The sequence below is a fragment of the Microbacterium sp. Root61 genome (assembly GCF_001427525.1).
Lineage (GTDB): Bacteria > Actinomycetota > Actinomycetes > Actinomycetales > Microbacteriaceae > Microbacterium.
On the sequence record NZ_LMGU01000001.1, the window covers coordinates 3,373,933 to 3,388,894 of the forward strand.

Below are 14,962 nucleotides of genomic sequence, written 5' to 3' on the forward strand. Positions count from 1 at the left end.
GCCGAGGCATCCGGATGCCGTAGGCTATCCCTTTGGTGCCGTGTCTCTGCAGGCCGGCGCTGCGAACGTGAGCCCTCCACTGGCGTGTTCCGTCGGCTTTCAGCCGGAGAACCACCCCGGAGCGGGATTCACGAACCTCTCCGTTCGAACAAGAAAGCAGCACTACTGTGACGCGCACATACACCCCCAAGGCTGGCGAAGTCCAGCGCGAGTGGCTCATCATCGACGCAACCGACGTCGTCCTGGGTCGCCTCGCCTCGCACGCCGCCACGCTCCTGCGTGGCAAGCACAAGCCGACCTTCGCCAACCACATCGACACCGGCGACTTCGTCATCATCATCAACGCCGACAAGGTCGCGCTGACGGGTCAGAAGCTCGAGAAGAAGAAGGCCTACCGCCACTCCGGTTACCCGGGTGGACTGAAGTCGGTCACCTACGGCGAGCTGATGGAGAAGAACCCCGAGCGCGCCGTCGAGAAGGCCGTCCGCGGAATGCTTCCCAAGAACAGCATCGGTGCCCAGCAGCTGCGCAAGCTCAAGGTGTACCGCGGCGCCGAGCACCCCCACGGTGCACAGCAGCCGACGACGTACACACTCGACCAGGTCGCCCAGTAAGCGCCGCAAAGACTATTAAGGACACTCTCGTGGCGAACATCGAAGACACCATCGAAACCCAGAGCTACTCGACCGAGACCCCGGTCGACCAGGAAGCCGTAGCCGCCGAGCGCCCCGTGCTCAGCGTCCCCGGCGCAGCCGTCGGCCGCCGCAAGCAGGCCATCGCGCGCGTTCGCCTGGTTCCCGGCACCGGCACCATCACGGTCAACGGCCGCACGTTCGAGGACTACTTCCCGAACAAGCTGCACCAGCAGCTGGTCAACGACCCGTTCACGGTCCTCAACCTCACCGGCGCGTACGACGTCATCGCCCGCATCTCCGGCGGTGGCCCCTCGGGTCAGGCCGGCGCCCTGCGTCTCGGCATCGCCCGTTCGCTGAACGGGATCGACGTCGAGAGCAACCGTGCGGTCCTCAAGAAGGCCGGCTTCCTCTCCCGTGACGCCCGCGTCAAGGAGCGCAAGAAGGCTGGTCTCAAGAAGGCCCGCAAGGCTCCTCAGTACTCGAAGCGCTGATCGGCTTCCATCCGATGCCGCTTTTCGGCACGGACGGGGTGCGGGGGCTGGCCAACGGCCCCCTCACCGCCGATCTCGCTCTCACCCTGGCCCAGGCGACTGCTGTCGTCCTGGGCCAGGGCCGTACCGCCGACGCGCGTCGCGCCGCCGGTCACCGCCTCACGGCTGTGGTCGCGCGCGACCCGCGCGTCTCGGGTGAGTTCCTCGCCGCCGCGGTCTGCGCCGGCCTCGCGTCCTCCGGCGTCGACGTGCTCGAAGCCGGCGTCCTCCCGACGCCCGCGCTGGCCTACCTGATCGCCGACCACGATGCCGACTTCGGTGTCATGGTCTCGGCATCCCACAATCCCGCGCCCGACAACGGCATCAAGATCTTCGCCCGCGGTGGTGTGAAGCTCCCCGACGTGGTCGAGCAGCGCATCGAGCACGCTCTCGCCGGGCCGAAGCTGCAGCCGACCGGGGCCGACATCGGCCGCATCCGTCGGTTCTCGGATGCCGAGGACCGCTACGCCCTGCACCTGCTCGCGTCCCTTCCGCACCGGCTCGATGGCCTCCACGTCGTGCTGGACTGCGCCCACGGCGCGGCATCCGGCGTCTCCCCGGAGACGTTCAAGGACGCCGGCGCGCGTGTGACCGTGATCGGCGCGGACCCCGACGGCTGGAACATCAACGACGGCGTCGGATCGACGCACCTCGCGCAGCTGGCCGAGCATGTCGTGCGGGTCGGTGCCGATGTCGGCATCGCCCACGACGGTGACGCCGACCGCTGCCTCGCGGTCGATGCGGCCGGCAACATCGTGGACGGCGACCAGATCATGGCGATCCTCGCGGTCGCGATGAAGGACCGTGGGCACCTCGCGAACGACACTCTCGTCGCCACCGTCATGAGCAACCTCGGACTGCACCGCGCGATGGCCGCCAACGGCATCACCGTCGAGCAGACCGCGGTGGGCGATCGCTACGTGCTCGAGCGCATGAACGAGGGCGGCTTCGCGCTCGGCGGCGAGCAGTCCGGCCACGTCATCATGAGCGAGTACGCCACCACCGGTGACGGCATCCTCACCGGGCTCCACCTCGTGGCGGAGATGGCGCGGCAGGGCAAGACCCTCGCCGAGCTGGCCTCGATCATGACGGTGTACCCGCAGGTGCTCATCAACGTGCGCGACGTCGACCGCACCCGCGCCTCCGCCGACGAGGTGCTGGCGGATGCCGTGGCCTCGGTCGCGGCCGAGCTCGGCGACTCGGGCCGGGTGCTGCTGCGTCCCTCGGGCACCGAGGAGATGGTGCGCGTGATGGTCGAAGCAGCCGACGAAGCCCAGGCTCAGGAGTTCGCCGAGTCGCTCGCCGGAGTCGTCCGGGAACGCCTCGCGCTGTAAGACGTTTCGATCCGGTCGCCTCGACCCTCGCTCTCAGCGCGGGACGGGGCGATCGGTCGTTGCGGGGAGCGCCGAATCGGTCGGCTACTGCGCCGGGGACGCTTCCACGGGCCAGGCGAGGGACTCGATGTAACGGAGCAGCACGCCTTCGCGCAGTGCCCACGGCGACACCTCGAGCTCGTCGACGCCCAGCGCGTTCATCGCCTCGTGCAGCACGACGGCCCCGGCGACGATCTGGAACGTGCGGTCGGGAGTGATGCCGGGCAGCTCCTGTCGTGCGATGGCCGGGATGCGGGCGAGCCGCGGAATCCAGGAGCCCAGCGCGGCGCGGGGCAGCAGCATCCGCTCGATCCCCGACCAGCCCGGCACCGGATAGCCGACGAGCTTCGCGAGCGATCGGATCGTCTTGGACGATCCGACGACGTGATCGGGCCGCGGCTGGCCGGCGAAGGTGTGGACGATCGGGGCGAGCGCCGTGCGGGCGTGCGCGCGCAGCACCTCGACGGCGTCTTCGCCAGGTGGGTCCGCCGGGAGGAACTCCACCGTCATCCGTCCGGCGCCCAGGGGGACGGATGCCGCGACCTCGGGCAGTTCGTCGGCCCCCGAGGCGAACTCGAGCGAACCACCGCCGATGTCGAACAGCAGGATCTGGCCGGCCGCCCACCCGAACCAGCGGCGCACGGCCAGGTAGGTGTAGCGCGCCTCGTCGGCGCCGTCCAGCACCTGCAGGGGCTGCCCGAGGGCGGCCTCGATGCGGGCGATCACCTCGGGGCCGTTGGCGGCCTCGCGGACGGCGCTGGTGGCAGTGGCGAGCAGTTCGCCCACGTTCTCGGCGGCGGCGACCTCGCGCGCTTCGGCGACGGCGGCCTCCAACGCGCGGACGCCCTCTTCCACGATCTCGCCGTCGGGCCCGAGGAAGCGCATCAGGCGCAGCACGGTGCGCGTACTGGTCGTGGCGAGCGGTCTGCCGCCGGGGCGCACGTCAGCCACGAGTAGATGGACCGTATTGGACCCGATGTCGAGGACTCCTAAGCGCACTGGTTCAGGGTAGTGGCTCCTGTACCGCCCCGCCCTCCGCGATGTACCACCCGGCGTCATCTGCTCGAAATGGATGCTCGGGAGAGGTGAAACATGCGCTCACTACGTTCGCATCGAGAGCCACTCATCTCGTACACAGCGACCAGGGAGGTCCGGTGCAGTCACCACCGAGCAGCACAAGAAGAAGGGGCCTGCCGTATGCGATCGCCGGCGGCGGAGTCATCGCCGCCGCCGTGATCTTCGGCGGGTTCCTCGCGATTCCGAGCGTCAGCGGAGCCGCGGGAGCAGTCGCGTCCGCCACCGGCGAGGTCGGAGTCGTCACGGACAAGCCCGCGCTCGGCGCACCGCGCGACCCGCTGAGCCAGGACGAGCTCAGCTACGCGCTGCACCTCGCCACGACGGACGGCAGCATCCCCGACGACGTCACCTCGGTCGACGGATCCGACTCGCCCCAGGTGCTGTCGATCGACATCGCGACCCGCGACGTCGACTCCGGCGAACGCATCGTCGATGTCGTCCTGTACGACTACACGTCCGACAAGACGCTCCTGCAAGCAGTGAACCTGAGCACGGGCTCTGTCGACAGCTCCTCGCGTGAAGGCGTGCAGCCGCCGCCCAGCGCGGACGAGGTCGACTACGCATTCAGCGTCTTCCTCGAGGACCCCGCGGCCAGTGCCGCCATCCGCACCGAGTTCACGACCGTCACCGGTGAGGAACTGACCTCGATCGACCAGCTCGGCGTCTCGGGCGGCTCGTTCGTCCCGGATGCGAGCACGCTCGGCGGCGACGCATGCCAGCTCGACCGCTGCGTCGAGATGCAGTTCCGCGTCATCGGCGGCGGCTACCTCGACACGGCATCGTTCGTCGTCGATCTGTCGACCCGCACCGTGATCGGCATCCAATGAGAGGCAGGCCTGCAGTGAAGAGAATCGCCCGTGCCGTCGCCCTCGCGACGGCAACCCTCGCCGTCGCCGCGGGACTCGCCGTCGTGCCGGTGACCGCCGCCAGTGCGGCCCCGCCGGTGAGCTGCTCCGGTGACGCCCTGATCGAGAAGAGCTTCGACAACGGCACCTCGTGGCAGATGTGCTGGCGCGTCGACAGTAAGAAGGGTCTCACCCTCGAGCAGGTGAACGTCAAGGCGCCGGGGGAGCAGAGCTACCGTCGCGTCCTCGAGTCGGCCTACCTCGGTCAGTTGCACGTTCCGTACGACACCGGCAAGAACGTCTGGAACGACATCACGTCCTACGGATTCGGCAACCAGTACCTGCAGAAGCTCAGCGCCGCCGAGTGCGGCGACGGGGCACTGCGGGATGTCGCGCAGACCTGGACGACTACGCGGCAGGGCGTCACGACGACGGCGATGCGGACGATCCCGGCGCTCTGCGTGACCGACACGGCGCGACCCATGGCCTATCGCTCGCACGAGCAGACATGGGGCTCCATCGAGGACGCCCCGCTGTTCACGGCCGAGGGCCAGGGCTTCAGCCTGCAGATCATCTCGAAGGTCGATTGGTACGAGTACGCCACGAAGATCGAGTTCTCGGACGAGGGGACGGTCTCGTTCGACCTCGGAGCCACCGGCGACATCTCGTATGAGGACTTCGACGCGGACGCGACCACCGGCTGGCCGGTCGGTCAGGGCGCGGCGGACTTCGCCGCTTCCCACTGGCACAACGCGATCTGGCGCCTGGACTTCGGTCTGGACGGACAGAGCAACATGAAGGTGGAGCAGTTCGATTCCGAGCTCGGCGAGCAGGGCGACCGTGTGCAGCTCATGCACACGACCGGGACGACCATCGACAACCCGTCGAACCTCGTGCCCAAGAACGACCTCACCTGGTGGCGGGTGGTGGCCCCCGACAGCCTCAACGCCGACGGCCATGCGCGGTCGTACGAGTTCGTGTTCCCGGGCTCCCAGCTCTACCAGGGCGACCCGGTGACGCAGCCGCTGCTGACGTTCACCAACTACAACGCCTGCCAGGAGTATGCGACGAACAACCTCAACACAGCGTGCGCAGACAAGAACGTCGTCCAGTACGTCGCCTCGAGCGCCGATCAGGCCCTGACCGATCCGGTGGCATGGGTCAACAGTGGGTTCCACCATGTCGTCCGCGACGAGGACCAGAGCCCGATGCAGACCCACTGGCAGTCGTTCTCCATCCAGCCGCGCGACTGGACCGCCCAGTCGATGAGCACGCCGTCCGGACGCTCGTGCGTCGACGGCGATCCGGGTGGGGAGATCCACACGGATGAGGCGCCGTGCGAGGTCGTCGAGCCCGAGCCGACCGTCTCGCCGGAGCCGACGGTCTCGCCGGAGCCGACCACCGAGCCGACCGCCGGACCGAGCCCCTCCGCGTCCCCCACGGACGCGGCCGGCGCGGCGAGCATCACGCTGTCGTCGAAGACGCTGACGCCCGGAGGGTCGTTCGACCTCACCGGAAGCGGCTTCGCGGCTGGTGAAGAGGTGACGGTGACACTGCACTCCGATCCGGTCACCCTCGGCAAGCTGACCGCGACCGAGAACGGTGCGGTCTCGGGAAGCCTGAAGGTGCCGGCGTCCGTTCCGGTGGGCTCGCACACGCTGACGGCCGTCGGCGCGGATTCCGGCTCAACGGTCGATGTGGCGGTGACTGTGGCCGCGCCGGGCGCGGCAGCGCTCGCCGTCACCGGCGGAACGATCGCCGGCGGATCCGTGGTGGCAGGGCTCCTCCTGCTCATCCTCGGTGTCGTGCTCGTCGCCAAGCGCCGCCGCCGCAACGCTCTCGCGGTCTGACCCATAGGCGATGGCCCGGCCGCACGGCCGGGCCATCGCCACTCGAACTGAAGAAGGGATCGGGATGCGTCGTCCTGTCGCCACCGCATCCGCCGTCGCGGTCTTCCTCGTCTGCGGAGCGCTGTTCCTCGGAATCCAGCTCACGCCGGCAGCGCCCGCGGCGGCGACTCGTCCGCAATCTGCGCCCGCCGAGGCTCCCGATCCGGCTGCGGTGTCCGCGCGGGACGCCGTGGAGGACATCCCGAACGACGCGGACATGATGTTCGCCTCGATGATGATCCCGCATCATCAGCAGGCCGTCGAGCTGTCCCGCATCCTCGCCGCGACCGACGGGATCGACGATGTCTCGATCGCGCTCGCGGCGTTCATCGACCGCGACCAGACGCGGGAGATCACCGACATGCAGGCCTGGCTCGACGCGTGGCATCGGAGCGGGATGATGAGCCACGATGGCAACGGCTTCATGGCGGGGATGGCCACGCCCGAGCAGATCGCGGCGCTGGAGGCGGCATCCGACGTGGTCGCGGAGAAACTGTTCCTGGAGCTGATGATCGCTCATCACCAGGGCGCGCTCCTGATGACGACGGAGGTGCTGCGGGAGGGGAACAACAGCTACATCCGGGCCCTCGCGAAGCACATCGCGGCCGAGCAGGAGCGGGAGATCGAGGCGATGACCGCGCGCCGGGACACGATGTGAGTCCGCGCCGCCGATTCGTCGGTGCGGCCGCCGCGCTCGTGGTCGCGGCCGCCGCCGCGATGTCCGCACAGCACGTCGCCCTCTATCGCGCCGAGTCGGGTTCGATGCGCCCCACGGTGGAGATCGGCGACGTGATCGTGGGCGAGACGTATCGAGGCGGTCCGCTCGAACGCGGCACCGTCGTGATCTTCACTGATCCGGATGGGTGGGCGGAACAGGTCGCTCGTCTGACGGACAGCGACGCCGTTGCGCCGACGTTCGTCAAGCGGGTCCTCGGTCTACCCGGAGATCGTGTCGCGTGCTGCGACAGCGCCGGGCGACTCTCGGTGAACGGGCGGTCGCTCTCCGAGGAATACCGCCTCGAGCCGGCGGCGATCGCCAGCGTTCTCGCCTTCGACGTGATGGTGCCCGACGACACGGTGTTCGTGCTCGGCGACTCCCGGGAGGCATCCGTGGACTCCCGCTACCTCGGACCCGTGCCCGTGTCCTCGATCGTCGCGACCCGGGTGGTCGCCCTGCGGTGGTGAGGCGCTGACGCGAGCAGCGGTCAGCGCGGGGAGCCGGCGGACGCGAGCTCGCCCTCTGCGACCCGTGCCAACGTGCTGCTCGCGACTCTCAGGCGCTCCAGGTTCTCGAGCGCGGCCTGCGCTCGATCCCGTGCGACCGAGATCGCCACCGCCGCGACCAGTTCTCCTGTGCGGGAGCGGACCGGCACCGCCACGCAGGCACGCCCCTCGGGATCCGGATCCACGAACCGCGCGAACCCCGTTGCCTCCACCTCGGCGACGATCTCCTCATGCTCTCGCGCCGAGACCCCGGAGGAGCGGGCCGTCTGCGCCACGATCGCCGCCGGGGGAGGCAGCGGGCTCGACGGGTGGGTGGGAACCGACGACAGCAGCAGCCTCCCGATCGCCGTGGAGGCGAGTTGGCGTCGCGTGCGGTCGATCGAGGCGAGCGGGAATGCGGGGTCCTCATCGACCACGACGACCCGACCGCGCGTGTATCGGACGTAGTGGATCGCCTCGCCGGTGTCTGCGCGGAGTTCGTCGAGGAGATGCGGTGCACGGACTCGTTGCAGGGGCGCGATCAGGTGCGCCAGCTCGACCACCCTGGCCCCCAGGACGAAACCGTCCGATGTCGGGTGTCGCAGCAGGTATTCCTCGCTCACCAGAGAGTTGATCAGGCGGTACGCGCTGGCGCGGGGGATCTCGAGCACGCGGGCGATGCCGTTCGCGGTGAGGGCGGGTCCGGACCGGGCGACCTCCTCGAGCACCGCCAGCGCGAGGGTGACGCCGCCGGGCGAGCCCGGACCCTTCATCGCGGCCACGGCTGGTCTGCCCGGAGGGCGTCGGAGGCGACGGGGGTGTCGTAGACGCCGACGCGCACGGTCGCAGGGCCGTACCGGCACCGCACGACGTGCGCGAGCGCGAGGCCCGCCACCAGCGCGGCGAACACCCAGAGCGCGACCCGGCTGCTCCCGATGCCGGCCACTTCGGTCGCGACCACGCCCGCAAGGGCGACCGTCGCCACCAGCGCCGGCCACGCCTCGCGGAAGCTGAACTCCCGCAGCCGAAGAAGGTAGGCGCAAGCGGCCGCGCTCACGAGTAGGTAGGCGAGGATGAACCCCATGCTCGTGGCGATGCCGATCACGTCGGCATAGAGGGATTCGCGCCCACCCCACAGCCGTACGAGAGTGCCGAACGTCAGGATCGCGCCGATGGCGACGGCGGCGATGTGCGGCGACGCGAAACGGCGGGAGGTGGCGCCGAGCAGACGAGGGAGCACGCCCTCACGGGCCATAGAGAACACCAGGCGCACGAGCGCATTCGTGCACGCCAGCGTGCAGGCCACCCAGGATGCTGCGATGACGATGTCGATCGTCGGCTCGACCCACGATGCCCCCGAGAGGTAGGCGGCATCCGCCAGCAGCGTCCCTTCCTGGCCCGCCGCAGGCATCGCGGACAACTGCGCGGCGACGCCGAACAAGTAGACCGCCGCGAGTGCGCACGCAGTCCACACGAGCGCTCGAGGCACGCTCGAGAGCGGCCGGCGGCTCTCCGGCCCCAGTGCGGCACCGCTCTCGAAGCCGACGAAAGCCACGACCGCGATGCCGATGCCTCCGGCGAAAGAGGTGATCGGCGGCACGTGGGAGAGGTCGGGCACGAGGGGTGAGAGGTTCCAGCCGGTGCTCGCGAAGACGGCGACCGAGACGATGAGGATCGCCGAGACCGCGATCGCTTCGATCACCAGCATGATGCGCGTCGACATCCGCGCGCCGAGGGCGATGACGAGGGTGATCACCGCGCCGCCGAGGAGAACGAGGACGGCGGGCAAAGCGCCATCCCCTCCTGTCGGATCGATCAGGCTCGTGATGCGGCGCACGCCGCTGCGCAGCGTATCGATCGAGATCGCTGCGTAGCCGAGTGCCATGGCGGCGCCCGCGACCATTCCGAGCAGCGGGCCGAGCCCGCGGGTGACGAACGTGTAGATGCCGCCGGCCGCGGAGATCCGCCGCGCGAAGATCGACATCGACAGAGCGACCAGGACGACGATCGTCGCGGTCAGCAGCAGATCGAAGAACGCGAACGATCCTGCCCGGGAGACGAGGCCACTGGTCTGAGCGAGCAGCACGCCCGCAGGGGCGACCGCCGCAACCGATTGAGCGACGAGGTCTACGGTGCGGATCGACCCGCGTCGCAAGCCGTGCAGAGGCGAGACGGCATCCAGTCCGGCGGTCGGTGGTCGCCCGGCGATCGCTTCACTCAACGCGCTCATCGCCACCTCCTTCTTCGCCACTCACGGTACGGAGAGCCTGTTGCGCGGGGCGCTCACGCGTGTTTCGACTTCGTGACGTGCGGCGGGACACGACGAAGGGTGCACCCGGCCGTGCCCACAGCCTGGATCCACCGGCATCCGGACACCCGCTACGATGATCGGGATGTCCGCCGACGACGCTGCCATGATCACCGCGCCACCGCACTCGCTCTATCGCGAGATCGAGCGGGCGGAATGGTCGCGTCTTGCCGCGGGCATCCCGCAGCCGCTGACCGAGACCGAGGTGGTGCAGCTGCGAGGTCTGGGCGACCGTCTCGACATCGCCGAAGTGCGCGAGGTCTACCTGCCGCTCAGCCGACTGCTCAGCCTCTACGCGACAGCGACCAAGCGGCTGGGTGCGGACACGAGCACGTTCCTGCACGAGACCGACTCGACCACGCCGTTCGTCGTCGGCGTCGCCGGATCGGTCGCGGTCGGCAAGTCGACGATCGCCCGTCTGCTGCGCGAACTCATGTCGCGCTGGCCGGGCACGCCCCGGGTCGAGCTCGTCACGACCGACGGCTTCCTCTACCCGAATGAGGAGCTCGAGCGCCGCGGGCTGATGGACCGCAAGGGGTTCCCCGAGTCGTACGACCGCCGCGCGCTCGTCGACTTCCTCAGCGAGGTCAAGAGCGGGGCGCCCGAGGTGCGCGCACCCTTCTACTCCCACCTGCAGTACGACATCGTGCCGGACGCGCATGTCACCGTGCGGCGCCCCGACGTGGTCATCGTCGAGGGACTCAACGTCCTGCAGCCGCCGGCCGACCCCAACGAGGTCTCCGTCAGCGACCTCTTCGACTTCTCCATCTACGTGGATGCCGCGACCGAGCACATCACGTCCTGGTTCGTGAATCGCTTCCTGGCCCTCAAGAACAGCGCGTTCAGCAACCCCAACTCGTTCTTCCGGGTGTTCGCCGAGCTCAACGACGAAGAGGCCGTGCAGACCGCGCTGCAGTTCTGGAACGACATCAACCTCCCCAACCTCGAGGAGAACGTCCTTCCGACGCGGCACCGCGCCACGCTGGTCCTGCAGAAGGGCCCCGACCACGCCGTCGAGACGGTGCTTCTGCGCAAGCTGTAGACGCGTTCCATCTTCGGGCCGCCCAGTCGGCGGAAAACTCGTTCTGACCGGGGCATCCGAATTCGTTCAGGTGCCTTGCATACCCACCCTCGTACCATTGATGGCATGTGTGGAATCGTTGGATACGTCGGCCCGCGTCCGAGCCAGGACATCCTCATGGCAGGACTCGCCCGACTGGAGTACCGCGGCTATGACTCGGCGGGCGTCGCCGTCATCGACGGCAGCGGCGAGCTCGGCATGCGCAAGCGCGCCGGCAAGCTCAATGTGCTGCGCGAAGACCTGAAGGCCACGCCCCTCGCGGACGGCACGACCGGCATCGGCCACACCCGTTGGGCGACGCACGGCGGCCCCACGGATGTCAACGCGCACCCCCACCTCGCCGACGATGACAAGCTCGCCGTCATCCACAACGGCATCATCGAGAACTTCTCCGAGCTCAAGGCGGAACTCCTCGCGTCCGGCTTCACCTTCCAGAGCGAAACCGACACCGAGGTGGCCGCTGTGCTGCTCGGTCGCGAGTACCGCGCGAACGGAGGCGACCTGGTCGCCGCGTTCCGTGGCGTAGCCGCTCGCTTGGAGGGCGCGTTCACCCTTCTCGCGATGCACGAGGAGCACCCGGGCCTGGTCGTCGGCGCCCGCCGCAACTCTCCGCTGGTGATCGGCCTCGGCGAGGGGGAGAACTTCCTGGGCTCCGATGTCGCGGCCTTCGTCGAGCACACCCGCAACGCCCTCGCCATCGGCCAGGACCAGATCGTCGCGATCACTCCCGGCGGCGTCGAGGTCACGGACTTCGACGGCAACTCGGTCGAGGTCGAGCCGTTCGAAGTGACCTGGGATGCCTCCGCCGCCGAAAAGGGCGGCTGGTCGTCGTTCATGGCCAAGGAGGTGTCCGAGGAGCCGGAGGCCGTCGCCAACACGCTGCGTGGCCGCATCCGCGACGAGAAGGTCGTGATTCCCGAGCTGGACGGTCTGGACGACCTCTTCCTCGGCATCAACCGGATCATCGTCATCGCCTGCGGCACCGCCGCCTACGCCGGCCAGACCGGCAAGTACGCGCTGGAGCAGTGGACCCGGATCCCCGTGGACGTCGAGCTCGCGCACGAATTCCGCTACCGCGACCCGGTGATCGGACCCGACACCCTGATCGTCTCGATCAGCCAGTCCGGCGAGACCATGGACACGCTCATGGCCGTCAAGTACGCCCGCGAAGCCGGCGCGAAGACGCTGTCGATCTGCAACACGCAGGGTGCGACCATCCCGCGCGAGTCCGACGCGATCGTCTACACCCACGCCGGCCCCGAGGTCGCCGTCGCCTCGACGAAGGCGTTCGTCGCGCAGATCACCGCGCTCTACCTGCTGGGCCTGCACATCGCGGGCGTCCGCGGTTCGCTGGACGCGACGCAGCTCGCCGACAACGTGCGCGAGCTCGAAGCGATCCCCGCCAAGATCCAGCGCGTGCTGGACGGCGAGCAGGAGCGCATCACTCAGCTCGCGCACTGGATGGCCGATACCCGCTCGGTGCTCTTCCTCGGCCGCCACGTCGGGTACCCGATCGCGATGGAGGGTGCGCTCAAGCTCAAGGAGCTCGCGTACATCCACGCCGAGGGCTTCGCCGCCGGTGAGCTCAAGCACGGACCGATCGCGCTCATCGAACCCGGTCAGCCCGTGTTCGTGATCGTGCCGTCGCCGCGCGAGTCCGCGCTGCTGCACGCGAAGGTCGTCTCGAACATCGAGGAGATCCGCGCCCGCGGAGCCCGCGTCATCGCGATCGCCGAGGAAGGCGATGCCGCCGTGCTGCCCAAGGCCGACGAGGTGCTGCGCATTCCGCTGGCAGGGCCCCTGTTCGAGCCGCTGCTCGCCGTCGTGCCGCTGCACATCTTCGCGATGGGCCTGTCCACGGCCAAGGGCCTGGACGTCGACCAGCCCCGCAACCTCGCGAAGTCCGTCACCGTCGAGTAGGCGCGGGGCGCCGGCGCCGCTGTCTCGCGGGAGGGAAGCGGGAACGCGCCACGGCCGCACGAACGCCACCCCGCGATAGGGTGGCGGATGCCCCGAATCGGGGCCGAAGGGAGCGTGCTGTGATCGTCGGCATCGGAGTCGATCTCGTCGACATCCCACGGTTCGAGCGGTCGATCGCCCGCACCCCGCGCCTCGTCGAGCGGCTCTTCGCCCCGGCCGAGCGCGTGCTCGCACCGCGCTCGCTCGCCGCGCGATACGCCGCCAAAGAGGCGCTCATCAAGGCGCTCGGCGGCTCGGACGGCGTGCACTGGACCGAGATCGAGATCACGCCCGAGGCATCCGGGCGTCCCTGGTTCACCCTCACCGGCTCGACCGCCGCGGTCGTCGCCGAGCGTGGGATCTCCGCCATCCACCTCTCGATGTCGCACGATGCGGGGCTCGCGACGGCGTACGTCGTGGCCGAGTCGGCCGAGGCCACTCCGTGACCCGCCTGCCCGCCGGAGTCATGCGCGAGGCGACCATCGACGTCGGTGCGATCAGCGCCAACGTGCGGCACCTGCGCCGGCTCACCGAGTCGGAGGTCATCGCCGTCGTCAAGGCGGACGGCTACGGACACGGCGCGGTCCGCTCGGCCGTCGCCGCACTCGAGGGCGGCGCGACGCGCATCGGCGTCGCCGACGTGACCGAAGCCCTGGCGCTGCGGCGCGGGGGCATCAGCGCTCCCGTGATCGCGTGGCTGCACGCGCCCGGCGCTTCGTTCGCCGAAGCGGCCTCCGCGAACATCGAGCTCGGCATCTCGACCTTCGACCAGCTGCTGTCGGCTGCGGCCGCGGCATCCGTGGATCGTCCTGTCGGCGTGCATCTCAAACTCGAGACCGGCCTCGCCCGCAACGGCATCGCCCCGGAGGACTACCGCGTCGTGTTCGCCGAGGCGGCACGCCTCGAGCGCATCGGCAAGCTGCGCGTCGTCGGACTCTTCAGCCACCTCTCCAACGCTTCGATCGAGGATGACCGGGAGCAGCTGCGGCTCTTCCACGACGGGGTCTCCGTCGCGGCCTCCGCGGGACTCGCTCCGCCGCTGCGGCACATCGCCGCGACGTACGCCGCGATCGACCTGCCCGAGGCGCGACTCGGCTGCGTGCGGCTGGGCATCGGGATGTACGGGCTCTCGCCGTTCGCCGACCGCTCCTCCGCCGACCTCGGACTGCGCCCCGCCATGACCTTGCGCGCCGCCGTGTCGGCCGTGCGCCGGGTGCCCGCCGGGCACGGCGTCTCGTACGGCTACGACTACCGCACGCCGCGCGAGACCACGCTCGCCCTCGTTCCGCTCGGGTACGCGGACGGGGTGCCACGCCAGGCATCCGGTGCCGGGCCCGTCGCCATCAACGGGCAACGATTCCGCGTTGCGGGGCGCATCGCCATGGACCAGTTCGTCGTCGACGTCGGCGACCACCCCGTCGCAGTGGGCGACGAGGCCGTGCTGTTCGGCGACCCCACTCTGGGCGCGCCGGCCGCGACCGACTGGGCGGATGCCGCGGGCACCATCAACTACGAGATCGTCACCCGCATCGGACCCCGCGTCGTGCGGAGGCAGGTGTCCGCGTGAGCGGGCTCGACCCGCTCGTCGGCCGCCGCGAGGTCGCCACGACGGAGGACATGGAAGCGCTCGGCGAAGAGATCGGACGGATGCTGCGACCCGGCGACCTCGTCGTGCTGACCGGCCCGCTCGGCGCGGGCAAGACGACGCTCACGCGGGGGATCGGCGCCGGACTCGGCGTGCGCGGACCCGTGCAGAGCCCCACGTTCGTGATCGCCCGGACGCATCCGTCTCTCGTCGGGGGTGCGCCGCTCGTGCACGTCGACGCGTACCGGCTCGGCTCGGCATTGGAGCTGGACGATCTCGACATCGACGTGGACCGCTCGGTCGTCGTCGTCGAGTGGGGGCGGGGGATGGCCGAAGAGCTCGCGGACGTGTGGTGGGACGTCGAGGTGGAGCGTCCGGTCGGTGGCGGCGACGCCGATGGCGCTGCACCGGCGGATGAGGATCTCGACAAGGATGAAGCGCGGGTGGTGACGATCAGGCGCGTCTCGCGCTGACGAC

Annotated in this window: 15 protein-coding genes; 12 read left to right on the top strand and 3 right to left on the bottom strand. The window is 69.6% G+C overall.

The genetic code is table 11. The features are described 5' to 3' along the window. Positions 1 to 167: 167 nt before the first annotated feature. From rplM to glmM, 3 genes are read left to right on the top strand one after another with little or no spacing between them, the layout of a single operon-like run. The gene (gene rplM / locus ASD65_RS15730; protein WP_056224093.1) at positions 168 to 614 is read left to right on the top strand and encodes a 50S ribosomal protein L13; all 447 of its coding nucleotides are present in this window, start codon (positions 168 to 170) and stop codon (positions 612 to 614) included. Between the two features lie 29 nt (positions 615 to 643). After that, a complete protein-coding gene (gene rpsI / locus ASD65_RS15735) occupies positions 644 to 1,126 on the top strand; it encodes a 30S ribosomal protein S9 (protein ID WP_056224095.1) in 483 nt (160 codons plus the stop codon). Positions 1,127 to 1,140: 14 nt separating this feature from the next. After that, positions 1,141 to 2,499 carry a phosphoglucosamine mutase gene (gene glmM / locus ASD65_RS15740; protein WP_056224096.1) on the top strand — a complete coding sequence of 453 codons (1,359 nt, stop codon included), beginning with the start codon at positions 1,141 to 1,143 and terminating at the stop codon, positions 2,497 to 2,499. Positions 2,500 to 2,583: 84 nt separating this feature from the next. Here glmM and ASD65_RS15745 read toward each other — a convergent pair whose 3' ends face one another. Further along, on the bottom strand, positions 2,584 to 3,537 hold the full coding sequence (locus tag ASD65_RS15745; RefSeq protein ID WP_056224098.1) for a Ppx/GppA phosphatase family protein: 954 nt from the start codon (positions 3,535 to 3,537) through the stop codon (positions 2,584 to 2,586). Positions 3,538 to 3,692: 155 nt separating this feature from the next. On the opposite strand from ASD65_RS15745, the gene ASD65_RS19095 reads away from it, so the two are divergent. The 4 genes from ASD65_RS19095 to lepB all read left to right on the top strand — a co-directional run bounded on the left by ASD65_RS19095 (position 3,693) and on the right by lepB (position 7,534). After that, positions 3,693 to 4,442: a hypothetical protein gene (locus ASD65_RS19095; protein ID WP_156378899.1), complete on the top strand. Its 750-nt coding sequence runs from the start codon at positions 3,693 to 3,695 to the stop codon at positions 4,440 to 4,442. Between the two features lie 14 nt (positions 4,443 to 4,456). After that, on the top strand, positions 4,457 to 6,310 hold the full coding sequence (locus ASD65_RS15755; protein WP_056224102.1) for a copper amine oxidase: 1,854 nt from the start codon (positions 4,457 to 4,459) through the stop codon (positions 6,308 to 6,310). 64 nt (positions 6,311 to 6,374) lie between these two features. After that, positions 6,375 to 7,007 carry a DUF305 domain-containing protein gene (locus ASD65_RS15760; RefSeq protein WP_056224104.1) on the top strand — a complete coding sequence of 211 codons (633 nt, stop codon included), beginning with the start codon at positions 6,375 to 6,377 and terminating at the stop codon, positions 7,005 to 7,007. Continuing rightward, positions 7,004 to 7,534, top strand: coding sequence for a signal peptidase I (lepB, locus tag ASD65_RS15765; RefSeq protein ID WP_056224107.1), 531 nt, complete (start codon positions 7,004 to 7,006; stop codon positions 7,532 to 7,534). The genes ASD65_RS15760 and lepB overlap by 4 nt, the downstream gene beginning before the upstream one ends. A 20-nt stretch (positions 7,535 to 7,554) precedes the next feature. Here lepB and ASD65_RS15770 read toward each other — a convergent pair whose 3' ends face one another. Together ASD65_RS15770 and ASD65_RS15775 are read right to left on the bottom strand one after the other, a co-directional pair. Next, positions 7,555 to 8,325, bottom strand: a complete 771-nt coding sequence (locus tag ASD65_RS15770) for an IclR family transcriptional regulator (RefSeq protein WP_235566798.1) — start codon at positions 8,323 to 8,325, stop codon at positions 7,555 to 7,557. Next, entirely contained in the window at positions 8,322 to 9,782 is a 1,461-nt protein-coding gene (locus ASD65_RS15775) for an APC family permease (protein WP_056224110.1), read from the bottom strand. Before ASD65_RS15775 ends, ASD65_RS15770 begins: the two co-directional genes overlap by 4 nt. Before the next feature lie 163 nt (positions 9,783 to 9,945). Between ASD65_RS15775 and coaA the strand changes: the two genes are divergently transcribed. From coaA to tsaE, 5 genes are all read left to right on the top strand, one after another. Then, positions 9,946 to 10,902, top strand: coding sequence for a type I pantothenate kinase (gene coaA, locus ASD65_RS15780; protein ID WP_056224112.1), 957 nt, complete (start codon positions 9,946 to 9,948; stop codon positions 10,900 to 10,902). A gap of 105 nt (positions 10,903 to 11,007) precedes the next feature. Beyond that, the gene (gene glmS, locus ASD65_RS15785) at positions 11,008 to 12,861 is read left to right on the top strand and encodes a glutamine--fructose-6-phosphate transaminase (isomerizing) (protein ID WP_056224114.1); all 1,854 of its coding nucleotides are present in this window, start codon (positions 11,008 to 11,010) and stop codon (positions 12,859 to 12,861) included. A gap of 119 nt (positions 12,862 to 12,980) precedes the next feature. Next, positions 12,981 to 13,346, top strand: coding sequence for a holo-ACP synthase (locus ASD65_RS15790; protein ID WP_056224116.1), 366 nt, complete (start codon positions 12,981 to 12,983; stop codon positions 13,344 to 13,346). Continuing rightward, a complete protein-coding gene (alr, locus tag ASD65_RS15795) occupies positions 13,343 to 14,467 on the top strand; it encodes an alanine racemase (protein WP_235566736.1) in 1,125 nt (374 codons plus the stop codon). Before ASD65_RS15790 ends, alr begins: the two co-directional genes overlap by 4 nt. After that, a complete protein-coding gene (tsaE, locus tag ASD65_RS15800) occupies positions 14,464 to 14,958 on the top strand; it encodes a tRNA (adenosine(37)-N6)-threonylcarbamoyltransferase complex ATPase subunit type 1 TsaE (RefSeq protein WP_156378900.1) in 495 nt (164 codons plus the stop codon). Before alr ends, tsaE begins: the two co-directional genes overlap by 4 nt. Positions 14,959 to 14,962 lie beyond the last annotated feature (4 nt).

What these genes read in the sequence shown, in the direction of transcription:
- glmM (WP_056224096.1), top strand. Translation starts at nt 1,141, where the DNA reads ATGCCGCTTTTCGGCACGGACGGGGTGCGGGGGCTGGCCAACGGCCCC.
- ASD65_RS15760 (WP_056224104.1), top strand. Translation starts at nt 6,375, where the DNA reads ATGCGTCGTCCTGTCGCCACCGCATCCGCCGTCGCGGTCTTCCTCGTC.
- ASD65_RS15770 (WP_235566798.1), bottom strand. Translation starts at nt 8,325, where the DNA reads ATGAAGGGTCCGGGCTCGCCCGGCGGCGTCACCCTCGCGCTGGCGGTG.
- ASD65_RS15775 (WP_056224110.1), bottom strand. Translation starts at nt 9,782, where the DNA reads ATGAGCGCGTTGAGTGAAGCGATCGCCGGGCGACCACCGACCGCCGGA.
- coaA (WP_056224112.1), top strand. Translation starts at nt 9,946, where the DNA reads ATGTCCGCCGACGACGCTGCCATGATCACCGCGCCACCGCACTCGCTC.
- glmS (WP_056224114.1), top strand. Translation starts at nt 11,008, where the DNA reads ATGTGTGGAATCGTTGGATACGTCGGCCCGCGTCCGAGCCAGGACATC.